We start from the raw sequence: 20465 nt of genomic DNA, 5'->3' as shown, positions 1-20465 counted from the left end.
ATGGCTCGAACTGCTAGAAACATCACCCAAATTACTGGAAACATAACTCATACACTGAAAATGAGGTTCTATTCTTGAAAACACCTTTCATCACACTGTCTCTTTTAGTAACAGCGATAGTCAGCTCTCTTGCTCACGCGGGAGGATTAAACCTATCTCAGATTGCAACTACCAAAAGCGTTGGCACAGCAGGCGCAGGAAACGTAACCGCGAACGATGCATCCGCAGTGATCACCAACGCTGCGGGGTTATCGGCCATTGAAGAAAGCGCTTGGATTCTCGGCGTTCAATACCTCGATGTTGAAACCACTTTTGTCCGTGACGATAACTCGGCTTCGACCACAGGAAGCAGCGCGGATGTTCTCCCTCACCTGTCTTACGCATCAAGGCTCAATGACCAATGGGTCGTTGGCACAGCATTGCACGCAGCTGGCGGCACTGGCGTTGAATACTCACACGGCGTTGGCGCGCACCCTGCTTTATTGATCAAAGAAAATAGCATTTCAGCACTCAACTTAACGTCGTCATTGTCATATCAAGTTAGCGAACAACTGTCTCTTGGTGGTTCTTTGATATTGCAGCACGCAGCACTTGAAACTCAAGCTTTGAACGGGCGCGAACTTCAAGGAGATAGCCTTGACCTAGGGTTCGGCCTGAGTCTCAATCACCACATCAGTGACAACACACAATTGGGTGTCAGTTATCAGGGCCAATTTGATCACGACCTTTCCCTTGATAACGTCAACGCTTTTGGAATTAGCTCCGAACTGACATGGGTTCGAAGCTTAAACTTAGGGTTGAAGCATTCATTAAATGAAGACTTAAACCTTCTACTCAGCTCCAACATCGAAACATGGCAAGATTATGATGACAAATACTCAACCACCTATTCTCTTGGGGTTGGTGTGGAATACACATATGAGGATTGGTTGCTGTACAGTGGATTGAGCGGTGACACGAGCCCTGTAAGCAGTCAAAACAGGGATGTGTTACTCCCGCTCGATAAACAGTGGCGTATCGGATTCGGCGCTGAGAAGAAGATATCCAATGACTTACATCTAGGGTTGAGTTACCAATACCAAGATTTAGGTCATGGTGAAATTAATGCTGACTCAGGACTATTTCAGCCTTCTGGCAGCTATTCGACCAACAGAGTTCACTTCATCACTTTGTCTCTTCGCCATTAAAGCTAACTCTTAAGCGTTATTCACTTCTAGCTTCTAGCTTCTAGCTTCTAGCTTCTAGCTTCTAGCTTCTAGCTTCTAGCAGGAAACCGTACAAAAAAGGATTGGCTGTGGTAGCAATCCTTTTAAATTCATGAATATCATTCTGCCAACCAGAAAGGCTCGAACACCCTTTACGCTCATGGTAATTGTCGTTATTGTGATTCTCTACGTCATCACCACAAGGACTGTCTGAGAGTTATGAACAGCACGATTGAAACTATTCTGGGGCATCGCTCCATTCGTCAATATACAAATCAACCGATTGAAAAAGCACAACTTGATGTGATTATTCAGGCTGGTCTCGCGGCTTCATCATCGAGCTTACTACAGGCTGTTTCTATCGTGAGAGTGACAGACAAAGAGAAGCGCAAACTGTTAGCCGAATACGCAGGCAACCAAGCTTACGTTGAGAACGCGGCTGAGTTTTTGGTGTTCTGTATCGACTATCAACGCCACGCTCAAATCAACCCTGAAGTGAAAACCGACTTTACTGAACTGACCCTGATTGGCGCTGTCGATTCTGGCATCATGGCGCAAAACTGCATGCTGGCTGCTGAGTCTCTTGGCTTGGGTGGCGTGTACATTGGCGGGCTGCGTAATAGCGCACAACAAGTCGATGAACTGTTAGAACTGCCACAACACACCGCCGTATTGTTCGGGATGTGCTTAGGTCACCCGGCACAGCAACCAGAGGTTAAGCCTCGCCTTCCTGCTCATGTAGTGATGCACGAAAACCAATACCAACCGCTGAGCCTAGATGAAATTGCCAGCTACGATGATTCAATGCAGAGCTACTACGCAAGCCGTTCAAGCAACCAAAAGCAGAGCAGTTGGTCACAACAGATCACTCAAAAGCTGTCTGGCGAATCTCGCCCGCATATCCTGCCTTACTTGAACAGCAAGCAGCTGACCAAACGTTAAGCCGTTAAGCCGTTAAGCCGTTAAGCCGTTAAGCCGTTAAGCCGTTAAGAGCTTGCAACAAACCACAGCAAACCGCAGCACAAACAAAAATGTCAGCGTATTATGCGCTGACATTTTTTATTTCTACGGTGCTAACTCTTTTATAAGTATTTCTCAATCGGTAACAACTGTAAGAAGCCTGATTGCATGCGTTCCCACTTACCGGTTTCTGGTTCGCTGTCCCAACTTTGCTCGCCTGAATACCAATACACATCACCGTCTTCCAGTTCCAAGCGCCAACTGTTGTCTTCTCTCATTGCTTGCTCAATGGTTTCTGCTAACGTTTCTGCAATCGCTTTGTTCTCGATGATCAAAACCGATTCAGTATTGAGATAGGTAGAGCGCAGGTTGAAGTTAAATGAGCCAATACTCGCGATGCTACGGTCAAACACCACTGACTTTGCATGCAAGCCATAGGCAGTCTCAGGCGCACATTTAGACACATCTTGAGTCGATGCTTCACATAGCTTTGATTCTGGTTTTAGCTCGAACAGGTCGATGCCATGTTCTAACATGTCGTAACGTCTGCCCGCATAAGCAGAATGATTAGTCACCAGATCATTAGACGCCATTGAGTTAGTTAGCGCTTTTATCTCAACGCCCTTATTGTCCAACACTTGCCACTCTTCAAGCTGACCATCATCAAACACTAGATAAGCCGATTCCAACAAGATCTCTTGTTTCGATTCACTTGCAAGCTGTCCTAAAAGAACCGCCGTTGCTTTCGGTTGATCAGTATTATCGGAATCGACGGGCACAGGACGATCGTAAGCAAAACGAGCATTAACCCAAGTCATCTCGTCAAGAACCTCTTTCAACAGGCTATCTGCCGCTTCACGATTTAGTGGTAACTCTGGATAGTTTTTGTATTGTGGAACGGTTATATCATCAATCGTCGAGAGATCCGGTTGTTCGTCATCACCCAACATATCGACAGGGTAAGACCAACGACTGTCCCAATACTCAATAAAGCTGGTTTGTATCGTGGTAACCACTGTGCCCATCACCAATACATCACGATCTCGGAAGTTGATCTCGTCAGAAAGATCGAAGTATTCATCACCAATATTACGTCCACCTACCACAGACAAAGTACCATCGACGGTAAACGACTTATTGTGCATACGGCGGTTTAAGCGAGAGAAGTCGCCAAGGAAACTTAGCCATTTACTGAAGCCACGGCGTGTGGGTGTTGGATTGAATATTCTAATCTCAACATTCGGGTGTGCATCCAATGCCGATAATAACCCTTCACGCTCATTGAGGTTGATATCATCTAGCATCACCCGCACCTTAACGCCGCGATCAGCCGCCGCTAATAAACGGCTGGCTAGGTATCTGCCCGATTCGTCAGAGTTCCAGATGTAGTATTGAATGTCGATGGTGTGCTCTGCACTTTCAACCAACGCTAATCGCTGAGCTAACGCATCCCAACCGGACTCTTGCAGACGAACAGCTGTAGTGGCCTGCTCTGATGCTTCGGGTTGATATTCATCCGTTAAAACCGACAAAGTGCTTGATCCATAAGAGGTGTACGGTTCTGCAGGGTGGTCGATGCCTTCGGGTAATGAAGAACAGCCGCCAAGAATGGCGACTAAAATTAAGGTTAAACTGATGCGTTGGTGCACAGGCATGTATCTGACTTCCTTTTCACGATGACGTCTTTAGAAACTTTCCGTACAGCTTTTCAATGAACAAGCTATTCCGATCTATTCATTGATTATTACTGCTAAAGCCTGAAATTTATAGGTAATTATCCAGTATAAATTTAAAGGTCGGTAAATTGGCCTACAGATCACTTAAGTTGAGTGAGCGCCAAACAGTATAAACTCAGCGGCTTTTCGACCATTTCAATGGTGAGCTCTGTTCGGTCTGGGTTACAGTTCAACGCCAAAGCGTATCCGTGTAAATAATCCACCAGCAAGTCCAACGCATTTTTGGTTTGCTCATCAGTTAACGCTAACGGGTTCAACACCGCTTCAAAACGTTCACTAAATACCTCCATCGGCCCGAGAGATTTCATGGTCAATAAGGTCTCTAACAAGCCTCTATATTCGTTGAGCATCGACAAGTAACTCACACTGAGCCGATAAAGGTTATCTCGCCAGTCATGATTCAGCTCTGGCTGTGCCACTTCTTCAATCAAGGAAACCGTGATTGCCTCAAGCAGATCGTTTTTGTTTTTGAAGTAATGGTATATGGCCATCGCATCGACCCCGAGTTCTGTCGCCAACCCTCGAATGCTTGGCACTTTGCCACTCTCTCGCATCATGCTTTTGGCAATGGTGAGAATTCTCTCGGCGCTGAGTTGGCTTGATCCACTCTTTGGTCGACCTCGTCTCTGATCCTTGACAGTCATACCGTCACCTCTTAAACTTTATTTCTACACTGTAGAATATTTTAATTTATTACCGTGTAAATGCCAAGTTTCTCATCAATATCGGAGTTAAAATGTCAAATATTGTATTTATCGCAACCAGCCTTGACGGTTACATTGCAGACAAGCAAGGCGGCTTAGATTGGCTGCAATCAATTCCAAATCCAGACGGTGACGACATGGGTTACAACGCCCACACCGATCGTATTGATGCGTTGATCATGGGACGAAATACAATGGATATGGTGTTGAACTTTGGTATCGATTGGCCTTACAGCAAGCCAGTCTATGTACTTAGCAATACTTTGAATGAAGTACCTCAAGAGCTTGAAGGTAAGGTATTTTTGATGAAGGGCGAGCTTAAACAGATTGTCGCGGATTTGAATAACAAAGGCCTAAAAAACTTGTACATCGATGGCGGCGTCACCATTCAAAATTTCATGAAAGAAGACCTGATTGACGAACTGATCATCTCGACGACCCCGATTGTTCTTGGTGGTGGGTCTCCACTATTTGGTGACTTAGTTTCTCCTCTCGACTTTACACTGAAAGGCGTCACGACTTACCTAGATGAGATAGTAACCACTCACTACCTACGCAAACGCTAGAACAGTGATCGGATTGTACCCACGTCGAAATCATTGTTCACGTTACAAAAGAACAGCCGCATCTATTCAAGGCTACCCAAAAGTAGTACCATTTATCGCATCTCATTCTCAATGATATCTGGATCTTATGAAGCTTTTAGTCGATCGCACTGGTGAACAGTTTTTAGAAATTCTGCAAGAATCAGGAGATACATTGACGGTTCAATTCATTAGCAATGAAGGCAATCGAAAAGGTAAACCCTTCCAAGATAGCTTGAGTGGATTATTCCTCACAGGTTGGAAGCCTCGCACGACCTCAACCGCGATTGGTCTAGAACGCTTTAAACAAGGCAAGCTACAAGATCCTAAGGTCAGCTTCGCTCTGCACCAACTTTACCCACTAGGCAGAGACGTAAAGTTGCCTTCTGGTGACATTGCGACCATCGCAAGTTACGCCAATACCCATGCCGATGGCTACTATATGTTTGTGCGCCTCAACGATGAGTTAACACGACTCAAGATTACGCCTGATTGGGAACTGCAACCTTCCATTCAAAGATTAGCTCTGCCTTATTACCCCGCGCCAAGAAGCCAGCAAGAACTCGACAACATTGATGACTTTGATGCTTGGGCGGGTGGGTTTTAAACACTCTTCACCTACGCCTAGTAGCACATAATCCCCAGGTTATTATCAATTTATCTTTGAAAATAATTCAAATGTGGCGCTGTTTATCGTTTCAAATATTCCTACTATTATTTATCCATCGATACAGACTGTAGCTCAATGAACAAAGAGTGGCGCTGTAAACACAGACAACTCACCATTTCGGTGAAAAGTAATATAGGTACGAACATGACTCAACTAACTATCGTCGCAAACATCGTCGCTAACGAAGACAAAATCGAATTGGTTAAAGCAGAGCTGCTAAAGCTGATTGATATTACTCGCGCTGAAGAAGGCTGCATCAACTACGACCTTCACCAAGACAATGAAAATCCAGCACATTTCACTTTCTACGAAAACTGGACGTCTCGCGAACTTTGGCAAGTACACATGGGCAATACTCACCTTGCTGAATACATGGCAGCAACCGAAGGCAGTGTTACGTCGTTTACACTTAACGAGATGACGAAGATCGCTTAAGTACAGTTCCAGTAGTCTGTTACTAGAAAGCACACTGACAAGCTATCGAATTCGATTTAAAAGCCCCGCGTCACGCCTAGGTTCGCGGGCTTTATCTATTCAATCTGATTATTACGCATTATCGATCGCTTTCAGCACTTTACACGGGTTACCGACCGCTACCACATTGGCAGGGATGTCTTTGGTTACCACACTGCCCGCGCCAATCACGCTATTCTCGCCAATAGTCACACCGGGGCAGATGATCACACCACCACCTAACCAAACATTGTCACCAACGTTAATCGGTGTGCCAAATTCGACGCCTTCTTCTACTCGGCCTTTCACATCGAGTGGATGACCTGCGGTAAGGATTTGAACGTTCGGACCAAGCAATACATTGTCGCCAATGGTGACTTCAGCGACATCCAAAATCACGCAGTTAAAGTTAGCGTAGAAGTTCTTACCCAACTTGATGTTTGAGCCGTAATCACAACGAAATGGGGGCTCTAAGTGCGCGTTCTCGCAACCCGGAATAAGCTCTTGCGTCGCCGCTTCCCATTCAGGTGTGTCAGGAATACTGTTATTGAGTTTTTGAAGCACCTTACGGCATTCGATACGAGCGGCATAAAGCTCTTTATCCCAAGCCTGATAAGGTTCGCCTGCTAGCATTTTTTGTTTTTCTGTTTTCACATTACTTACCTGTTCTCACATTACTGAGCTATTTTCACATTACTAAACTGATTTCACACAACTTAACTAATGGTGGTCAATTCATCGACCAAAAACGCAATATCGCATATCTAAACAACAGTGAATAAGAAGTGTTTGAGCTTGGTTGAAGAGCTGCGCAGCTCGTCACTTTTTGTAGGTGAAATATGAAACTCAATCGCGGTTAACTAAGCCTAGACACGCGGGGTAACCGAGTCGCGAATAACCAAGCTGCCAGTGGTATTGATAGTGGTCGCTTGCTCTGTTTCACCGACAATTTGCAGGATTACCTTTTGAATCATTTGTTCCAATGGCACACTCACAGACGTGAGGCTTGGCGTTAAAAACGCACCCACCTTACTATTATCAAAACCAACGATAGAAACATCTTTAGGTAATGAATAACCAAGTTCAGTTAGCGCTTTAATCGCACCAATCGCCATGTCATCGTTTTCAGATAAGATAGCAGTGAACGTTGCTTTGCTTTTTACCAAGGCTTGAACGGCATGATAACCGCTCTCCATCGTCCAATCACCTTGAACGACTTTAGATTCATCCAATGCAATATCGTGCTTGGTTAGCACATCTTGATAGGCTTTATAACGCTGTTCATCGGTCGAAGACCCGGCTTTACCACGAATCGCCGCAATGTCTGTATGGCCTTGCTCGATGATGTATTCAACCATCAAACAAGCACTCTGATAATGGTCGGTGGTAATGGCATGAGTGGGCTTCGACGGCATTTCTCGGTTGAGTACCAAAATCGGTGTGTCAGTGCTTTCGATGATCTTTGCAATCTCGCTTTCGGTTAAGCATTGCGGATAGATGATGATGCCCGCGCACTTCATATCCAGCAGGAAGTTGATCGCCTTTCTTTCGTCTTCAGCGCTGTGTTTGCCATCGGTGATCACCAACTGGTGATTCGACTTTTCGCTATAAGAAGCCGCGTGATACATCAAGGAAGAAAAATAAGGGCCATTGAACAACTCATTGGTGATTACAAAGCCGATGAAATTGGTCTTCTTGGTCGCCAATTGCTGAGCCAACAGGTTTGGTCGATAGCCTGTTTCTTGAATCGCATCGAATACCTTTTTCACCACATCTGGGCGCACGATGTTCTTGCCATTTAAGACACGAGAAACGGTCGATTTAGATACGCCTGCACGGTTCGCGACATCAAGCATGGTTACCATTCGCTTCTTTTCCTTTATAAAAAATTAGCCGACATAGGCCGACTAATTCATTGCAAAATGACAGCTCACAGTTCACATAACTGCGCTGGGAAATGCATTCTAAATAGTGGCACCGTTAGATGCAATCACGCCTTTATACCACTCGAACGACTTCTTACGTTTGCGATCTAAAGAACCTGATTGGTCATTGTGCTTATCTACATAAATGAAGCCATAACGCTTTTTCATCTCACCGGTGGTGAACGACACCAAATCGATACAGCCCCAAGGGGTGTAGCCCATCAAATCAACACCGTCGATCGCAACGGCTTTTTTCATCTCTTTGATGTGGTCGCCAAGGTAAGCAATGCGGTAGTCATCATTAATGCTGAAATCTTCTTCAATGGTATCAACAGCGCCAAAACCATTCTCAACGATGAACAATGGCACTTCATAACGTTCATACAGAGACGCTAAACAGAAACGTAAACCCGTTGGATCAATTGGCCAGCCCCAATCACTAGACTGGATGAACGGGTTATCGACCGAGTTTTCATGACCGCCGTCCATCGCTTCTTCTGTAGATTGGTGAGAAGAAGAATCCAAGGTATTCGACATGTAGTAGCTAAAACCTAAGTAATCGGCCTTACCTTCTTTTAGGATCTGCTCATCTTCAGGTTGCATCTCGATGTTGAAGCCTTTGATTGCCCAGTCACGCTTAGCGTAATTTGGGTAATGACCACGCACCATTACATCCGAGAAGAAATAACGGTCACGCATCGCTTGTTGTGCCACCATGATGTCTTCAGGCTTTGAAGAGCGAGGGTAGAAAGGCACCATCGCACACATTGCGCCGATTTGAAGATCTGGATTGATCTCGTGACCTTTCTTAACCACCAACGCACTTGCCACAAACTGGTGATGAACCGCTTGATACATCGCTTCTTGCGGCTTTTCGCATTGTGGGAACTTCACGCCAGAGCATAACCAACCGAAGATGTCTGCCGAAGTGTTCATCTGGTTGTTGATCTCGTTAAACGTCATCCAGTACTTCACCTTGTGCTGGTAGCGTTCCATCACCGTGGTTGAATACTTAACAAAGAAATCGATCACTTTGCGGTTCATCCAACCGCCGTATTCTTTGGCTAGGTGATAAGGCATTTCAAAATGGCTCAGCGTCACTACTGGCTGAATATCGTATTTCAACAGCTCATCAAACAGATCGTCATAAAACGCTAATCCCGCCTCACACGGCTCGGCTTCATCGCCATTCGGGAAGATACGTGTCCAAGCAATACTGGTTCTAAAACACTTAAAGCCCATCTCAGCGAATAACTTAATGTCTTCTTTGTAACGGTGGTAGAAATCAACAGCCACTTGGTTTGGGTAGTTTTCACCATCAATCACACCATCTGTAATTCGACGTTGTACACCATGAGCGCCTGCCGTTAATACATCGACCACACTCACACCTTTACCATTCGCATCCCAGCCGCCTTCTAGCTGATGCGCAGCAACCGCACCACCCCATAAAAAATCGTTCGGAAATTCGTTGTTCATACCATTACTCACTACAAGTTGTTCGTGAAAAAGATTGAGATTAGAGAAGCTACCGCAACTCTGAAACCGATTTCAATAAAAGTAAAGATATAGATTGAAACCGGTTTCAGCAAGGTGGTTTTGATCTTTTTTTGATCAGGAAGTGGGATCTAAGGAAAGTACTCATGGTTGATGGATAACGTTCGAGAACGCCTACACAGAATGCAAAAAAGCCAGTTCAATAAGGATTGAGCTGGCTTTGTGTTGTTAGAGAAAAAGAATAAATCAGACTACGACAATGGCAACTGACGGATCATCTGCTGAACCTCATTACCATATTTTATTCGTTGTCGTGTCTCTTCGAGTGCGTACATTTGCGTCTTCTTAGCTGCAGGGTTGGCACTTCGACCTTCCGTAACCATGGTATCCGCAGAAGACTTTTCTTCATCTAATCGCCCAGGGATTGTTTTAACCGATGACCAACCTAAACCACCAATCGAGCGCGCCGTCATTATGCCTTGATAGATGGTATAGCCTCGGGCGCCCACTTTGACTTGTCCAAGAAGAATCTTGGTAAACCCACCATGAATGGGAGGAGGCGTGTACGTCATCGTCTTACCGCCCTGCGTCATTCTGGTCGCAATCACCTGTCCCTTAGAGCTGCCTATACGCATAGCTGGGTTCGTTTTAGAGGCCCACGCAAGATTGTACTCACCGGAAGGTCTAATCTTGTTCATCAAACGAGAACCAAGACCGGGCTGAGTGACATCTTCCAATGCCCCACCCGCTCTTACCCAACGTAAGTTCTGAACCGACTTGTAGGCTGAATATCCGCCACTCACCACACCAATGATATCGAATGGAATGGTCGCAATATCGAGTTTATGAGAGATATCCCCATCATCGATAACACCCGAGGCAATTTGTAGCGCACCACTAGTCATACCTGCAATACCACCGATGATACATGCAGCCAATACCAAGCTAGAACCGCCCGTTGGTGCAGCTAAGGCAATACCAACAATACCCGCAATAACCCCAAAAGCACCAAATAAGATCTTACTGATATTCAGATGTCCGCTTGGGTCGGTAAAGTTAATCGGATCGTTATGGCAATACACATAAGCATTGTGAACCCCCTCATTGAAAGGGGCCAAACTGTCCGGTGCATTGAAGCGCATCAACTTCGGCTGGTAAACGCGATAGCCTTGGCCTAGATGGTAGCCTTGCAGTACAGGATCTAACCACTCGCCATTAAAGCCAATCTCCGAATGAGAGATGGTCATCGACTGCGCCATCGCCAAACGAACCGAAGTCGGAAGCAGTGAGATACCACCAGCCACCGCTGCAGTTTGACCAATTTTAATCAGGAACTCACGTCGATTAAGTGGGGTAATAAATACCGAGTCTTTATTGTTCATTTGCACTCCCCGCTTGATCACGTTGCCCATATGGAGAGTAACGGTACATAGACCCTGTTTTACCCGACATATTTGACGCGATTACCGAACCATTTTGATCCGTTGCCAATAACGTGGTTTCCGAGTCCATCTCTGACCATTTAGGCACTCCTTCGTGATAGATATACTGAGTGAGTTTGCCATTTTCCTCGATCGAAGCGAGGTCACCCCATAGATAGTTAAAGTGACGAGATTCAGAAACGGACTGTTGTGCAGACAGTCGGTCGTTGCTGTCATATTGATAGAGCCATTCGGTATTATCAGCTAACACACGCTGTAATCGGTCGAAATTGTCATATTCAAGAATTCGACCATCCGCATCTTCAATCATGTTGCCATTCAAGTCGTATTTCACTGTTACCTGACCGTCGAGTTGTGGGTGGGAATGAGTAATACGAGTCAACTGGCAAGGGTCATCCGACTCATAAAAGTAACGAGCGAAATCCTCAGATTCAGTCGTCGCTGTGCGTTGCGTCAGCATGTTACCTAGCTCATCATAGCTCCAATCAATAGACGTCATAGGCTGAGACCAATCACTCAGTGGACCCGCGCCAACGAACTCGACTTTCGTCAACTGAGAGAGTTCATCATAGGTATAGATTTCCGTCAGATTACCTAAAGTTGCACACTCCTTTTCACGAGAATGAAGCAGCCCTAACGCGTTATATTCTTGTGATTGCTCAAAGATATAATTATTGTTCAAGGCTACAGCTCGGTTGACTTCGCGGCTATATTCATCCCATTCGAGTTCAGTGACTTGGGTTTGACTACCCGATATCAATGTTTCTAGTATCACTCGATCAAACTCATCATATTCGTAGTAAACCGTTGTTGAATTTGAGCTCAGCTTCACCAAGCGCCCGAGTTCATCATAACCATATTGGCGAGTGTCCGTGTCACTCTCAACTGCAGCGATAACCCCACCATCGGAGTAGCTGTAATAACGAGACTGACCATCATTCACCTCGGCTTCAGGCAAGCCTTTCGTTGAGTAGGTAATGGTACTTTGATTGCCTTCACTGTCCTGACTCCCTGTCGGTAAGCCGGATATTGGATCATGGCTGTAACTAGAAGCCTGCCCATCAGACGACTTAGCACTTAACACACCCAATTGGCTATCGCGAGTAAATAGCCTTGTTGGTGCTGCCATACTCGTTTCAGTTTCTGGGATATTGCTGCTATCCGCATAAGTCCACGCCAATGAAGCTTGGGGACTCGCTCCTCTGCGCAAAGATCTCGGACGCCCCAATCCATCAATATCGCGTTGCCCTAAAGTCACCCCACCAATTTTCAGGTCTACAACTTGTGACTGATCGGTGTGTTCAGCGTAAGTGATATCTTGATCGACACCGTTCGCTTGAGTCATGCGAATAACACGATCAAAACGGTCGTAATGGTAATACTTGGCTCGAGCGAGAGGATTCGTTTCTTTAATCAATCTTCCCCATGAGTCGTACTCATAATTCCAACTGTTGATGCCTTGCTCTTTTTTCTCTTCTAGCCCCCAGCTGTTCAGAGAACTGACCGTCATGGTCAAGCCTTCAATACCTTGGGTTTTCTTACGTGAGGCGAGATTATTGAACTCGACACGACGTTTTCCATTGGCTAACAGAGTCGCTTTAACCTGATCCCACTCATCGTATTCATAGCTTTCTGTCAACACCACCGGAGCCGATCTGGAATTGCGATCAGGCAGCACATCATAGGTACTCTTGCTTTGGAGTCTGCCCAACGCATCGTACATTTTTGACCACACAACTGAGCTGCCGATCTTCGCCTCTAGTTCGCGTCCTTGACCATCCCAGCTTTGTTCGCACACATTGCCTTTGCAGTCGGTTAACAACAGAGTTTGTCTGCTCAAACCAGTATCAACAATGTATTGATACGAACGAGCAGCGCTTCCTTCAATCCTTTCTTCAGTAGTTCTACGAAGCGAATCATAAGTGAATGCACAGCTGACTCCGTCTGAGTCGACATGACGCGCGAGTTCTCCAATATCAAGGTAGTGCCCAACAGCAAGATTGGTTTTCGTATTGTCGTGACAGGTCAGCTCTTCGTGTTCTTCAAGGACATCGTTATCCAACTCATAGCGATAGTGAGAAATAGCAGAATACGTGCCGTTAGGATGAAGAATGTCATTTTGGACTGAAGCCAATCGGCCGAAAGAGTAAGTCTCACCAGTATCAGTTTGATAAGCGTAATGACTTCTATAGCGTTGGACGTCTTCTTCCAAACTCAGAACCACATCACGATGGCCATTCAGCCCCTCAAGAGAAGCGTATTGATAAGAGATCACTCTCTGTTCTGATCCATTGTTGAGCGTACGAGATTTTACGAAATTCACCATGTCAGTAGGCGATGCAGGGCAATCTGCTTCACCATTTTTTGCGTAATATTCGTAACGTTCAGAAATGTCATTCTCATCAACGAACTTAAGCATGTTGCCATATTCGTCGTAGTCCCATAATCGACTTTGAGTTTGGCTATCCGATCCAGAAAACCAGATTTGTTCCTCTTTACTGATCAAAGAATACTGAGCAGGTTGATCCGAAAACTGCTGGTTATCAATCGCTGGGTATTCCAGCCTTTTCAAATGAACAAGGTCTCCGTTTACCTGCCGGGCTTCTTCTACGAGTAGGTGAAATTGATTGTATGTTTGCGCGGTGACAATAGAGCCATTTTCGATTTTTTGTACGCGATAAGTATATTCGTAACCACGCTCAAGCAAATTATCAAGCCCTTCACTTAATTCACCACCACGCACGCCATAACCCATAAAATTACGACTATCTGTGCCAACACTGTCGTAGGTTGTGCCAATAACTGGCGAATTAAGGGTAAGGACATCGTGCGCTGTCACTGCTGGTAAATAAGTCATTGAGTTAACTCGAATACCGTCAGCTTTATATCTCAAACGCTCGGTCAAACCACAAGGGTGATTTACCTCATTGATTAACATATATGAACCAATGCTTTCATAACCAAAACTATAGCTACCTGCTTGTTCTGGTAAATTGCATTTGACGAGCTTGTTATTGCTAAGAGTAAGACTGAAATAAGCTTCATGGGTACTGCCAATATTAGTAAAAATATTAACGCGCCCTACCGAGATATACTCAACCCACAAAAGTGCGGTTTGCTTAGTTGTTCTATCATCCCAAATTTTATCTAGGCGCTTATTTTGTCCCACGTTGAGCCAAGAAAAGTAGAGAGCATGGCCATTGCTTTGAGTGATCTTAATGATGTCGCCATCTTTATCCAAAAGATCGGTGCGACCATTTTTATACGTAATTTCATAGCCATTCGCGCTAGATGATACCGAGAAATCGAGCAGTTTCTTGTAGCGAATACTCATTTCGATATTGGCATTTAATTCAGCACGGTAGGATTGTCCATTTGCAAGATAGAGCTGTTTGTTCTCGATGTCGTATCTTGGGAGGTTCAATTTCCAGCCTTTACCGAAGCCAAGGTTATCCGTCGAGTAAGGTGAGAATTGAATGGATATATCGAGGTTTGGTCCCTTAAGCCAGTTACCAATAAGAGAACCAAGTAAGATTTGATATGAATAGCTTCTGGTTCTTTGGTCTACGCCACCCGAACAAAAGCTATCAAAGTTAAAAGCGTTTGAAGTCCAATTAGACATAAATTTCCCCTAAAGTGAATGAGTTAGCCCAAATGGTTGGGCTAACTCTGTTTTATCCGAATGTTACTGGCTAACCAGGTTCCAATAGGTGTAATCCCATTTCTGGCCGCCACCGGTAAATTCACTTTGCGGATAAATAAGCTTTAGTGGTCCCTTATTTCCGTATTGGTCAAATACAGTAAATCGGTACTCTTTTTGAGAATCATTGTTCGATGTCCCGCTATTTGAATAAAGCAATTGGCTCAGAGTCACTGATCTTAGTTGCTGGTTAACTCGCCATACCGCCGTGCGACCTTCGCCAGCGGCGCTATTCCAAACATATTCATCAGATACATTACGCTCTGAACCTGGAGCGAACACATAACCTTTCACTGAACGAAAACCATTAGTGCAATCTGAATAACAACCTAACCACTCATCGTTTAGGAACACCTTATCGCTGTCCGACTCGTCGAAGTTATCCATAGCAACCTCGACCAGTTTCACTGAAGTATCTTTGGGCGTCACATAGAAGTTATACATCTCAGCTTTGTCGAAATAGAACCCATCAGCATTACTTTCTTCCCATACCTTGTCACCTTCTCCAATCTCTGAAAAGTCAGCAGCACTATAGGACTTAGGCTGTACGCTTTGATAGAAGGCACTTGATTCATTTGGATAAGCGCAGCTGTCGTAATAGTTATTGTCATACTGGCTACCAGTATTAAATTTAACTTTCATACAAACTTCGCGATGCTGAGCGATTTCGTTACTGTAAACCCAAGCGGTTAATTTGGTATCAGATGATGAAACACGAGACGTTGGTAGGCCTTTAGAATACCGATAATTGCTGCCCATTTGATGAGAATAGTCATTTGGGTTCAATGTATACCCCCAGCAATCTCTTCCGTAGGTACAGTCTTTATTTTTGCCTAACTCTTGTTCACTATTCTTAAGGTAAAAAGATATCGCACCTTCTAAGTCACTCTTAGATACGGTCACTGGTCTGCCGTAGCTATCTGCGAAGGAAACAGAAACACTGAGTTTTGACTGCATTCTCCCGTTAGCATAAAAAGGCATAGGTACGCCGTTGCTTTCATTATGATCAGCCGTTAAGTCATCGGCCACCACATGATAATCACTATTAATTCCTGCAAAACTTGCACTAGAAAAAAAACACGCTGACATTGCTAGTAACAATGATTTATTCATCGACAACTTCATAGTATTAACTCTACATATTATTAGGTAAGAAATTAAAGAAAAGACAATGATATCTCTGGGTATAACAACTTTGTTGATAGTTAAATTCACCCTAGGGTCTTTGCCCTATTTTAAAATTCACACTATCAACGATTACAAGTGACATTATCCATTCTGATAACCATTGCTTACACGCCATTTAATTGATTAAACAGACAGCGCTAATTTAATTAATCAATTCATCAATGTAAAATTTAAAAGTCTTCTTAGCCCTAGCCAAGCCATAAAATCTAATGAAAAACTATACCCATAAAAAACAACAGCTTAAATTATCACATGTAACATTATTTCAAATTCATTCATGCAATAGCCACACTCAGAATCGAGAGGGAATTACTTTTTATAAAAATAAGCCTGTTTATTTGTGGTGACTCGCATCGTTACACCACCTTACTGTTGATACTATCAGCGCTTTTACATTGTTTTTATATTAAGAAGAACTATTAGAGATAATTACCCTTACCAATAAAATGGTAATATTCATTATTCAGCTTATATCCTCAGATATCTACCGCGTTCGTTAATTACGTCAAAATATAAAAACCACCATAAAATTACTACTGCGTTCAATTATTAACCGACAAGATGATAATTTATATGCTTTTATCTAATTTCTATTAATATAATTAATGAAAAGTTAATGAGTTCTTATTAATGCTCTCTCTCAATATTTTGAAAACTCTGTTTGCCCCCTCTACCAAGGTAGACTTCCCACTCTAGAAAGCGAGTCTCTGTTCTATGTTGTTCTACGTTGGAACTCGGCTTAGTGGCCACGTTAGGCACAACGATTGCCGCTATCTGCGTAAGGAAAATGGCGAATGTGGAATAGAAGGTCGTAGTGCTAGCTTATCAAGTCATATTCGTGGGGGTGTTGCGCTGATTCCGCCGCTTATCGAGTGGCAATGGCCGACGTGGTATGAGTTGGTGCTGTTAGTGTTGGTCGGTGTTATTTCTTCTATCGGCCAATGGTTTGGTGTCAACGCTTACAAATGGGGAGAAGCGAACATGGTTTCGAATGTTGAGTTCTCACAGATAATCTACTCATGATTCTTGGTTACTGTTGTTTGCCGAGTTGCCAAACACCATAACGCTGATTGGCGCCGCGGTGATTGTTTTCAATGCCATTATGCCTTTTATAATCCAACTCAAGAAAGGTCAATAATTCACGGCTCCATTTGCCCCTACCAATTCGATAGGGACGAATGGCACCCCAACATCAATGCTGCTCAAAATACTGGTCATGCTGTGATTTACCAGATTGGTCTTGAGTTCCAGGGTAGAACTGAACGAGCGTTTGATCGGCTAGTGTGAGGTGAATCCAACCCTCTTTAACTTTCAGCCAATTGGTGCCGTTGGTTTCATAGACGGCAGGAAAATTGCCCCAGCCTGACTCTGATACCTGCAGCTCTTGAAAGCGGTTAATCGGGGTTAGTTTATTGCTGTAGAAATTTGCGTCGGCATAGACTGATAAAGGCTCGACAGCATCGGTTGGTTTAAACGTATAACAGCTCACAGAGGCTGAAGTGCGATCAAACCACTGGTAAGGTTGTGCACCTGTTAGATCATAGACCGTACAGTCGTTAAATTGAATGGCCCATTCTTGATGGGCTTTGAAGCCAAGGTATCCAACGGGTTGGGATGGTTCAGGCTTCGAGTCAGCCTTTGGTTCATATACCGGTTCTGAGGTAGCACATCCCATAAGCCCAAGACTAAAAAGGAAAGTCAAAACACGCTTCATCATTGTAATACCTCCGTTCCGTTAGTAGATGAGTAACTCAATTAAGTCTCTACATTAAACGGTAAGTTCCAAGCGATTTCCATCAGGATCGAGTATACAGCTCTCATAATAGCCATCACCTGTTCTTCTTGGACCATCTAAGCGCTCATAACCGTCTTGAATCAAGCGGCTTGTTAACTCATCGACCGCTTGTTCTGAGCCCAATGAAATCGCCATATGAATGAAGCCTGTGAATTGGTCATAAATATCATCCTTTGATTCAGGAACCGAATCCATTTCCATAATCTCTAAACGGCTACCGCTATCAAAAGACAAGAAGTAAGACGAGAAGCCTTTGGCTGGGTTGTGATACTTCTGGTTAGACGCCGCACCAAAGTAATTTTCATAAAACCGCTTAAGTACTTCGAGCTGTTTGGTCCATATTGCGATGTGTTCAATCTTCATTCTGTTCACCTAAGTTTGATGTCTAACGTTAGATTACTCATCAAAAAAGGAACAATAAACAGAACGAAATTCATCTAATGTGTTCCTGTTTAACGGTCAGTTGAGTTATCAAAATAATAACAAGTAGCTGCACAGTATTAACATCTAAGTTTGTGTAATACATAGCTTTGATCCATAGTCGATGTTTTACACATTCTGAGATTGAAGCTGTGAACTTTTTAAAACTAATAACTCTTGCTGCGATATGGGGTGGCTCGTTTCTTTTTATGAGAATAGCTGCGAATCCATTGGGGCCAGCAGTATTAATTGAAGCACGAGTGATGTTTGCAGCAATCACGCTACTGTTGGTGTCTTTGTATTTAAGAAAGAAATTGGCGTTCAACGATCACGCTAAACATTTCTTTATTCTTGGGCTGTTTAATACCGCTGTACCCTTTTTATTGTTCGCTTACGCTGCGCAAACACTTAACGCTTCTACCCTTGCCATTCTCAATTCAACGGCGCCAATATGGGCGGCGATCATAGGTGCTATATGGACGAAAACCGCACTTGAAAGCAGAGTGTTACTCGGGTTAGGTATTGGTGTGGCTGGCGTTGGTGTGTTGGTGGGTTGGGATGCGATGAACATTGGCCAAGAGGCAATTGTTCCTATTTTGGCTGCTATGATGGCCGCGTTTAGTTATGGGATAGCGTCTAATTACACAAAACAGGCGCCAAAAGTTGAGGCGTTCAATAATGCTCATGGCAGCATGTGGGCTGCCGTATTGATCGTGTTGCCGTTCGTCTTTTTCTTCCCGATGAGAGAAGCGCCAGACTTGACGATTACAACATCCGTCATACTATTAGGGGCTGTTTGTACGGGTCTCGCTTACTTGCTTTACTTCAACCTTGTTTCAGAATTAGGTGCGCCTTCGGCTCTGTCTGTCACCTTCTTGATTCCGGTATTTGGTATATTGTGGGGCAACTTATTCTTAGACGAAGCGATTGGTCTTAACACCATTTTCGGCTCTATTCTTGTTATTACTGGCACCATGCTAGTAACGGGTATGACGCCTTCTAAAATGATAGAAAGTGCAAAACAAAAACGAGCGGCAAGAGCGGCTCGTTAATCAGATTCCTATAAGCTCTTAGCACATCAGCAATGAACACATAGAACCTCAGCAATGCATGCTTGAATGGCTTTAGACAGTTAACCAACTGACGGTTAACCTGGAGAAGCCTTTAGTCAGCCATGTATTGTTGAATCCTGTTTCTCAACCACTGATGAGCGGGGTTCGACTCTGTTCTTTTATGCCAAATCATATATTGCTGCATCGGAAGCACCTCAAATGGCTGTTCAAGAACTTGAAGTTGGAATCGCTCCGCAAATTGATAGGCAAAGTCACGAGAAGTACTTCCGACACAGTCAGAGCCAGAAACCAACACACACATCATCATCAATGAATCACACTCAGAGCTCACTTTTCTCGGTTTGATAGCCTGTTTAGTAAAATAGTCGGCAGTGTATAGGCGAGAACGACGCATTCTAAAAGTAACGTGCTTTTCATCGTAATATTGTGCTTCTGTTACTGAACCATCAATTCTTGGGTGCCCCTTGCGAGCGATCAACACCAACCTATCCTCAATCACTTTCTGATTCATGTATCCATTAACTTGCGGGTAGTGGATATCGATAGCTAAATCGGCTTGCTGCATACTTAAGCTTTGAAGAAGATCCTCCTCATTACTCGGTACCATATTGAACTCAATAGAGATATTTCCAAGAGTATTGTCTTTTTCCACAAGAGGTTGAAGCTTGGTCAAACCGATCTCATTAACCAGAATTCGAAACACATGATGTTGTTGATTATCGAACTGTTGCAATGAACTTACAGCACTAGAAATACCGTCTAACGCAGGTTCGATTCTAAGAGCTAATTGCGTTGCAGCATTCGTCGGACTGATCCCTCGCCCCTCTCGGATAAACAGATCAGTGCCTAACTGAGACTGCAATCGCTTCAGTGCACCACTCACACCCGGCTGTGTCATACCCAAAGACTCAGATGCCAAAGTTATCGACTTCAATCGATACACTTCTAAAAACACATTCAGCAAGTTTAAATCTAATTTTTCAACGTCACTCACAGACGCACTCCCTATTTAAAACCGTTACTTCAGGCTGCGTCTCAATAAAACAACGCGCTAAAGCCTGTCCTTGATTAAAGTTTAGCTTATACATAACAGTTCGTGATGTATTAACTAAA

Annotated in this window: 18 protein-coding genes; 7 read left to right on the top strand and 11 right to left on the bottom strand. The window is 44.1% G+C overall.

Going from position 1 to position 20465, the window contains the following annotated elements:
- Positions 1-74: 74 nt before the first annotated feature.
- Both AC3CIA_RS19625 and nfsA read left to right on the top strand, forming a co-directional pair.
- Positions 75-1187, top strand: a complete 1113-nt coding sequence (locus AC3CIA_RS19625) for an OmpP1/FadL family transporter (protein ID WP_146455078.1) — start codon at positions 75-77, stop codon at positions 1185-1187.
- A 237-nt stretch (positions 1188-1424) separates the two neighbouring features.
- The gene (gene nfsA, locus AC3CIA_RS19620; protein WP_012600115.1) at positions 1425-2147 is read left to right on the top strand and encodes an oxygen-insensitive NADPH nitroreductase; all 723 of its coding nucleotides are present in this window, start codon (positions 1425-1427) and stop codon (positions 2145-2147) included.
- 140 nt (positions 2148-2287) lie between these two features.
- On the opposite strand, the gene AC3CIA_RS19615 is transcribed toward nfsA, so the two are convergent.
- Positions 2288-3820: a phospholipase D family protein gene (locus AC3CIA_RS19615; RefSeq protein ID WP_488519600.1), complete on the bottom strand. Its 1533-nt coding sequence runs from the start codon at positions 3818-3820 to the stop codon at positions 2288-2290.
- A 161-nt stretch (positions 3821-3981) separates the two neighbouring features.
- A complete protein-coding gene (locus AC3CIA_RS19610) occupies positions 3982-4545 on the bottom strand; it encodes a TetR/AcrR family transcriptional regulator (protein WP_237289677.1) in 564 nt (187 codons plus the stop codon).
- A gap of 92 nt (positions 4546-4637) precedes the next feature.
- Here AC3CIA_RS19610 and AC3CIA_RS19605 point away from each other — a divergent pair, with 92 nt between their 5' ends.
- From AC3CIA_RS19605 to AC3CIA_RS19595, 3 genes are all read left to right on the top strand, one after another.
- Positions 4638-5171 carry a dihydrofolate reductase family protein gene (locus tag AC3CIA_RS19605; protein WP_488519599.1) on the top strand — a complete coding sequence of 178 codons (534 nt, stop codon included), beginning with the start codon at positions 4638-4640 and terminating at the stop codon, positions 5169-5171.
- A 127-nt stretch (positions 5172-5298) separates the two neighbouring features.
- Positions 5299-5796, top strand: a complete 498-nt coding sequence (locus AC3CIA_RS19600; protein WP_488519598.1) for a hypothetical protein — start codon at positions 5299-5301, stop codon at positions 5794-5796.
- A gap of 207 nt (positions 5797-6003) precedes the next feature.
- Positions 6004-6294 (top strand): putative quinol monooxygenase, encoded by a 291-nt coding sequence (locus AC3CIA_RS19595; protein ID WP_114634517.1) that lies wholly within the window; start codon positions 6004-6006, stop codon positions 6292-6294.
- 111 nt (positions 6295-6405) lie between these two features.
- Here the strand turns inward: AC3CIA_RS19595 and AC3CIA_RS19590 are convergent, their stop codons facing one another.
- The 6 genes from AC3CIA_RS19590 to AC3CIA_RS19565 all read right to left on the bottom strand — a co-directional run bounded on the left by AC3CIA_RS19590 (position 6406) and on the right by AC3CIA_RS19565 (position 15989).
- Positions 6406-6966, bottom strand: a complete 561-nt coding sequence (locus AC3CIA_RS19590) for a sugar O-acetyltransferase (RefSeq protein ID WP_171315254.1) — start codon at positions 6964-6966, stop codon at positions 6406-6408.
- A gap of 212 nt (positions 6967-7178) precedes the next feature.
- The gene (locus AC3CIA_RS19585) at positions 7179-8177 is read right to left on the bottom strand and encodes a LacI family DNA-binding transcriptional regulator (RefSeq protein WP_171315252.1); all 999 of its coding nucleotides are present in this window, start codon (positions 8175-8177) and stop codon (positions 7179-7181) included.
- Between the two features lie 99 nt (positions 8178-8276).
- Entirely contained in the window at positions 8277-9716 is a 1440-nt protein-coding gene (locus AC3CIA_RS19580; protein ID WP_171327715.1) for a 6-phospho-beta-glucosidase, read from the bottom strand.
- A gap of 269 nt (positions 9717-9985) precedes the next feature.
- Positions 9986-11116, bottom strand: a complete 1131-nt coding sequence (locus AC3CIA_RS19575; protein WP_488519597.1) for an RHS repeat-associated core domain-containing protein — start codon at positions 11114-11116, stop codon at positions 9986-9988.
- A complete protein-coding gene (locus AC3CIA_RS19570; RefSeq protein ID WP_488519596.1) occupies positions 11106-14798 on the bottom strand; it encodes an RHS repeat domain-containing protein in 3693 nt (1230 codons plus the stop codon). Before AC3CIA_RS19570 ends, AC3CIA_RS19575 begins: the two co-directional genes overlap by 11 nt.
- Before the next feature lie 63 nt (positions 14799-14861).
- Positions 14862-15989: a hypothetical protein gene (locus tag AC3CIA_RS19565; RefSeq protein WP_488519595.1), complete on the bottom strand. Its 1128-nt coding sequence runs from the start codon at positions 15987-15989 to the stop codon at positions 14862-14864.
- Positions 15990-16778: 789 nt separating this feature from the next.
- On the opposite strand from AC3CIA_RS19565, the gene AC3CIA_RS19560 reads away from it, so the two are divergent.
- Positions 16779-17087, top strand: coding sequence for a hypothetical protein (locus AC3CIA_RS19560; RefSeq protein ID WP_488519594.1), 309 nt, complete (start codon positions 16779-16781; stop codon positions 17085-17087).
- A 169-nt stretch (positions 17088-17256) separates the two neighbouring features.
- Here AC3CIA_RS19560 and AC3CIA_RS19555 read toward each other — a convergent pair whose 3' ends face one another.
- Together AC3CIA_RS19555 and AC3CIA_RS19550 are read right to left on the bottom strand one after the other, a co-directional pair.
- Entirely contained in the window at positions 17257-17781 is a 525-nt protein-coding gene (locus AC3CIA_RS19555; RefSeq protein WP_488519593.1) for a hypothetical protein, read from the bottom strand.
- A 51-nt stretch (positions 17782-17832) separates the two neighbouring features.
- Complete coding sequence (locus AC3CIA_RS19550; RefSeq protein ID WP_488519592.1) at positions 17833-18222, bottom strand: VOC family protein; 390 nt, start codon at positions 18220-18222, stop codon at positions 17833-17835.
- A gap of 209 nt (positions 18223-18431) precedes the next feature.
- Between AC3CIA_RS19550 and AC3CIA_RS19545 the strand changes: the two genes are divergently transcribed.
- Complete coding sequence (locus AC3CIA_RS19545) at positions 18432-19331, top strand: DMT family transporter (RefSeq protein WP_488519591.1); 900 nt, start codon at positions 18432-18434, stop codon at positions 19329-19331.
- Positions 19332-19443: 112 nt separating this feature from the next.
- Here the strand turns inward: AC3CIA_RS19545 and AC3CIA_RS19540 are convergent, their stop codons facing one another.
- A complete protein-coding gene (locus AC3CIA_RS19540) occupies positions 19444-20346 on the bottom strand; it encodes a LysR family transcriptional regulator (RefSeq protein ID WP_145562724.1) in 903 nt (300 codons plus the stop codon).
- Between the last annotated feature and the right edge of the window lie 119 nt (positions 20347-20465).

It is taken from the genome of Vibrio sp. QJM3NY_27 (assembly GCF_057785955.1).
Note: the sequence above shows the minus strand (reverse complement) of the source record. Positions and strands in the feature narration are given on the sequence as shown.

What these genes read in the sequence shown, in the direction of transcription:
- nfsA (WP_012600115.1), top strand. Translation starts at nt 1,425, where the DNA reads ATGAACAGCACGATTGAAACTATTCTGGGGCATCGCTCCATTCGTCAA.
- AC3CIA_RS19615 (WP_488519600.1), bottom strand. Translation starts at nt 3,820, where the DNA reads ATGCCTGTGCACCAACGCATCAGTTTAACCTTAATTTTAGTCGCCATT.
- AC3CIA_RS19610 (WP_237289677.1), bottom strand. Translation starts at nt 4,545, where the DNA reads ATGACTGTCAAGGATCAGAGACGAGGTCGACCAAAGAGTGGATCAAGC.
- AC3CIA_RS19605 (WP_488519599.1), top strand. Translation starts at nt 4,638, where the DNA reads ATGTCAAATATTGTATTTATCGCAACCAGCCTTGACGGTTACATTGCA.
- AC3CIA_RS19600 (WP_488519598.1), top strand. Translation starts at nt 5,299, where the DNA reads ATGAAGCTTTTAGTCGATCGCACTGGTGAACAGTTTTTAGAAATTCTG.
- AC3CIA_RS19595 (WP_114634517.1), top strand. Translation starts at nt 6,004, where the DNA reads ATGACTCAACTAACTATCGTCGCAAACATCGTCGCTAACGAAGACAAA.
- AC3CIA_RS19585 (WP_171315252.1), bottom strand. Translation starts at nt 8,177, where the DNA reads ATGGTAACCATGCTTGATGTCGCGAACCGTGCAGGCGTATCTAAATCG.
- AC3CIA_RS19580 (WP_171327715.1), bottom strand. Translation starts at nt 9,716, where the DNA reads ATGAACAACGAATTTCCGAACGATTTTTTATGGGGTGGTGCGGTTGCT.
- AC3CIA_RS19575 (WP_488519597.1), bottom strand. Translation starts at nt 11,116, where the DNA reads ATGAACAATAAAGACTCGGTATTTATTACCCCACTTAATCGACGTGAG.
- AC3CIA_RS19570 (WP_488519596.1), bottom strand. Translation starts at nt 14,798, where the DNA reads ATGTCTAATTGGACTTCAAACGCTTTTAACTTTGATAGCTTTTGTTCG.
- AC3CIA_RS19565 (WP_488519595.1), bottom strand. Translation starts at nt 15,989, where the DNA reads ATGAATAAATCATTGTTACTAGCAATGTCAGCGTGTTTTTTTTCTAGT.
- AC3CIA_RS19560 (WP_488519594.1), top strand. Translation starts at nt 16,779, where the DNA reads ATGTTGTTCTACGTTGGAACTCGGCTTAGTGGCCACGTTAGGCACAAC.
- AC3CIA_RS19555 (WP_488519593.1), bottom strand. Translation starts at nt 17,781, where the DNA reads ATGATGAAGCGTGTTTTGACTTTCCTTTTTAGTCTTGGGCTTATGGGA.
- AC3CIA_RS19550 (WP_488519592.1), bottom strand. Translation starts at nt 18,222, where the DNA reads ATGAAGATTGAACACATCGCAATATGGACCAAACAGCTCGAAGTACTT.